The organism is Tepidanaerobacter sp. EBM-49, from assembly GCF_001896645.1.
GTDB lineage: Bacteria > Bacillota > Thermosediminibacteria > Thermosediminibacterales > Tepidanaerobacteraceae > Tepidanaerobacter > Tepidanaerobacter syntrophicus.
Genome location: NZ_MPPE01000020.1, coordinates 1 through 2,309 on the forward strand (window position 1 = coordinate 1; position 2,309 = coordinate 2,309).

The 2,309-nt window shown below is 37.6% G+C and carries 4 protein-coding genes; 3 read left to right on the forward strand and 1 reads right to left on the reverse strand.

What is annotated here, in order from left to right:
• Positions 1-150: 150 nt before the first annotated feature.
• Positions 151-549, reverse strand: a complete 399-nt coding sequence (locus BUE08_RS02970; protein WP_286680328.1) for a 2-oxo acid dehydrogenase subunit E2 — start codon at positions 547-549, stop codon at positions 151-153.
• Here BUE08_RS02970 and BUE08_RS02975 point away from each other — a divergent pair.
• From BUE08_RS02975 to BUE08_RS02985, 3 genes are all read left to right on the forward strand, one after another.
• Positions 486-830, forward strand: coding sequence for an aminotransferase class I/II-fold pyridoxal phosphate-dependent enzyme (locus BUE08_RS02975; RefSeq protein WP_286680329.1), 345 nt, complete (start codon positions 486-488; stop codon positions 828-830). The genes BUE08_RS02970 and BUE08_RS02975 overlap by 64 nt on opposite strands.
• Positions 791-1,030: a hypothetical protein gene (locus BUE08_RS02980; RefSeq protein WP_286680330.1), complete on the forward strand. Its 240-nt coding sequence runs from the start codon at positions 791-793 to the stop codon at positions 1,028-1,030. The genes BUE08_RS02975 and BUE08_RS02980 overlap by 40 nt, the downstream gene beginning before the upstream one ends.
• 197 nt (positions 1,031-1,227) lie before the next feature.
• Positions 1,228-2,220: a D-alanine--D-alanine ligase family protein gene (locus BUE08_RS02985; RefSeq protein WP_286680331.1), complete on the forward strand. Its 993-nt coding sequence runs from the start codon at positions 1,228-1,230 to the stop codon at positions 2,218-2,220.
• Positions 2,221-2,309: the final 89 nt, after the last annotated feature.

Sequence of the window (2,309 nt, forward strand, 5' to 3'; positions counted from 1 at the left end):
CTCTCGATGGACACCCTTGTCCTTGGCTATGTGCTTGGCACTATCGACCCGCACTAGGGACTTTCACCCATTAGACTGTGCCCGTGCCGGGCGCACGCAAAAAAATCGGAGGGATATATATTTCCTCCGATGGCGTCAGGCTACATGTTATTATACGAGTTTATCAATATTCTCTAAGTTATTTTTAATTTCGCCCAAGAATTTAACTGCATTACTTCCTTCAATAACACGATGATCGTAACCTAAACTTGCAATCAAAATTGGTCTTATGACAATACTGTTTTCTATTATTATGGGTCTTTCGGTTATTTTGCCAATCCCTAAAATTGCACTTTGTGGATAGTTTATAACCGGAACAAAGAAGCTAGAGCCAAAAATTCCTGAATTTGTGATAGTAAAGGTTCCTTCTGACATATCCTTAATTGTCAAAGTCTTTTTTGCTACTTTTTCTTTAAACTCATTAATGCAATTTGAAATATCCTCAATTGGCATATCTGCAGCATTTTTTATTACAGGAACATACAGTTGACCTTCGTAATCTAGCGCCACGCCAATGTTTATTTGCTTTTCCAGGAGATAAGGTCATAGTCCAGCAGCCAGTATATTATCCGTTTTTCAGAGTCATTGAAGAAAACGGCCGGCGCCTGGTAAATAACCCTTTGATTTATAAAGACGGGAAATATATTATGGATTTTGACGATTTAGAGGAAAAGGTAAAAGATCGCCGAATTAAACTTATGTTTTTGTGCAATCCACACAATCCCGTAGGCCATGTGTGGACAAAAGCGGGGTGGCTAAATCAACTTTTAGAATATCTACAGGCAATTTAAAATTACTTACAGATGAGATCGAAAGGGAAATCCCTCAGTTAAAAGTGATAAGACCCGAAGGAACGTTTTTTGTATGGCTTGACTGCACATCCCTTGGTTTAGATCCGCACCAGTTAAGTGATTTTATGACAAATAAGGCAAAGTTTGCTTTAGAAAGCGGATATTGGTTTGTACAGGAGGCGAAGGATTTGAAAAAATAAACATAGCTTGCTCCCGCGTATATATAGCAGAGGCTGCAAAACGGCTAAAGGAAGCGATACAAGAACTGAAATAATATTTTACCCAATTTTATAAAAATTATTGTAAGATTTTTGTATATATGTGCACAATATGGTATAATGAATTAAGCTCAATGTATCCAATTGAGCTTAATTCATTATAAAAGGAGACGCGTCAAATGAAAGTAGGCGTTTTTTGGCGTAAATTCAGAAATGTAGAACTGCAGAGGAAGATTTCAAAAGAAAATACTTATGATGATGCCTATGAGGAAGCCTTTCAACATATGACGGCTTTAAAGGAAGCCGGTTTTGATGCTGAGTTAATCGAATGGAGGAATAATGATCCTGGAAAGACATTAAGGGAGGTTTTTTCAAAAGGAATTGATATCGTTTTTAATGCTTCATCGCTAAGAGAAGTAGCTTTTCTAGAAGCATTTGATATACCTTACGTAGGCTCAGGGATTGATTTAGTCGCAACCAGCAAAGCAACGCGCAAAAAAATCTTAGCATTTCATCAATTGCCAACCTCTAAGTTCTTTGTAGTAAAAAATTCTAAAAGCATTCCTCCTCATTCTTTAAATTACCCATTATTTGTAAAACCGGTCAGTGGTCGCGGGAGTGCCGGAATAAGTGAGGAAAATATAGTATATAATTTGAAGGATTTAGGTAAAATCGTCGATAAAATTGCCCAAAAAATCGGTCAAGATGCGTTGGTTGAGGAATTTATCGATGGTCGTGAAATCACAGTAGGTGTCGTTGGCAATGAAGAACCTAAGGTTCTTCCGATTCTTGAAATCCAGTACAATTCAGCAAAAACCAATACTTATGAGCACAAAATGCTAGATAGAGAAATTATTAACTGTCCGGCAGATTTGTCAAAGGACATAGAGGATAACATAGAAGAAACAGCAATAAACATATACAAAGTCTTAAATGCTAAAGATTTTGGGCGTATTGATATGATATTATCTAAAGATGGCACTCCTTACTTTCTGGAAATTAACACTTTTGCAGGTCTTACAATGCCAAAAGGTAAAGCTCACAGCGGTTACATGGGTTATATGGCTCAAGCTAAGGGTATGTCGGCAGCTGAATTTATCGGACAAATCTTGCAATATGCAGCAAAGCGCTATGCATTCAATGAAAAAGTATACGATTTACCAATCGGGTAGGAGGCTAATCATTAATTGAGTAGCCGACCTCCCACACCACCGTACATACCGTTCGGTATACGGCGGTTCCAAAGTTTACACGTTACTTC